At 52.8% G+C, this 1,510-nt stretch carries 3 protein-coding genes; all 3 read right to left on the reverse strand.

The features are described from left to right. Positions 1-194: type II toxin-antitoxin system RelE/ParE family toxin (locus tag ACOCD2_RS19540; protein WP_308214509.1), on the reverse strand; the 194-nt coding region annotated here is incomplete at its 3' end. Beyond that, the gene (locus ACOCD2_RS19545) at positions 191-649 is read right to left on the reverse strand and encodes a hypothetical protein (RefSeq protein WP_293675121.1); all 459 of its coding nucleotides are present in this window, start codon (positions 647-649) and stop codon (positions 191-193) included. The genes ACOCD2_RS19540 and ACOCD2_RS19545, both read right to left, overlap by 4 nt. 428 nt (positions 650-1,077) lie before the next feature. Further along, on the reverse strand, positions 1,078-1,365 hold the full coding sequence (locus ACOCD2_RS19550) for a helix-turn-helix domain-containing protein (protein ID WP_293650026.1): 288 nt from the start codon (positions 1,363-1,365) through the stop codon (positions 1,078-1,080). Between the last annotated feature and the right edge of the window lie 145 nt (positions 1,366-1,510).

The following is a 1,510-nucleotide window of genomic DNA, read 5'->3' on the forward strand; positions in this document are numbered from 1 at the left end:
CCCGTAACAACTAGCTCACGCGTACCATGTACCCTACCAGGGCGGCCAATTTCTGGGTGTGCTGCCAAATCCTGGTTGCCTCGTTTCCGTACTCTGTCTAGCATTTCCCAAGCAGCGACTAGGTTTCGTTCTGCCAGCCAATCGAAAGCCTCTTCAAGATCAAGATCCGTTCTTTTCAACCAGCGGACTCTCAAACTTGGCGCATCCCATATTTGCGTTGAAGGCGTTTTTCCAGTCCATCGAACAGTTCATCCGTGGTGAGCCATTGTGCATCCGAGCGGTCGGCATCAACTACGGCTTCCTGAACCTGCTCGCGGAACCAACGGTCGTATTCAACGGCCTCATGCGCTCGCTTCAGCGCTACTGATTTGTCGGGACGAGAAAGGGTTTTTTGGTTCGGATCAAAATTGGTAGCATCAGTCTCAAACTTCCGAATCCCAATCTCTGCCAGGTACTTCGCCACACTGTTGAGATTCGCCCAAGAGCGGATATTGTGGCTATTCTTGGAGCAAAGCGTTTTTTCTACCCCCCCGTAGGAAAACACCAAACTCCAACGATCACCAAAAGCCACAGCACAAGCCTGGCGAACCGCGCCCGCCTCTACCAGTTCTTTGATCGTGCTGTGTTGAATTGTTTCCGTTGCCATCACGGGATCCTCCTGCTATTTATCGGTATACCGATTTATTATAGTCTGGGACATAGGGGATAGTACAGGCAACACTTTTTAACAGTGCGCCCACCCTGTTAAACCGCTTACTCTCCTCGCCACCTTTACATGCAATCGTCGGTACAAATCCGGATTCGGCAAACCAACGTCATCATCTTCCGTCGCCCTTTCCAAATCCGCTTCCTCCGGTTTCATTTCCGCCGTGCTGTCCTCTAATGTTCTGTCAAAAAAACATCCTCCAGAGCTCCTGAGAGAGCGAAAAACACGAGAATCTCTTCTCCTGGCGAGTGCCTTGGCACGAGAAATTGGCTATCGAGCTATCTTGGCCACGTCCCGGCGCCCAAAATGCTGGAACCAGGAGATCGGTGAGCGATGCGGGCTAATCCAGACGTAAACTCGGGAAATACCGCTCATGATCGCTTTCTGCGACGACCAGTACGCCGCCCGGCCTGGTCAGCCATCTCAAACAGATCAACCGGGATGGTATCGAGCAAAATACGCGGGTTACCAATAACTGACAGCGCCGTTAACCAATGACCGACAGCCACGCCGGGATCGCCGTTTTCCAGCTTGCTATACGTCGGGCGGGAAACGCCAATCCGCGCTGCCATATCGCTCTGCCGGTCCCGGCGGGCCAATCTGCGGTGACGCAGGCGTTGCCCGAGTTCCCGGAGTATGTTTTCTGTGTCCTGGGGCATGTTTCGCGCGGTATGTTAAATATAGTTGTAACTACTCACCCCTATCAGCATAGAGCTGTCCCGAAAAGGCCATTTGAATGGCGACCAGCGGATTGTATCCCTGATTTGCCATGGTCTGCAGGTAACTGGAGATGCGGCAATAGGC

Origin of the sequence: Thiolapillus sp. (assembly GCF_048562965.1) — a bacterium.
Taxonomy (GTDB): Bacteria; Pseudomonadota; Gammaproteobacteria; order Chromatiales; family Chromatiaceae; genus Thiolapillus; species Thiolapillus brandeum_A.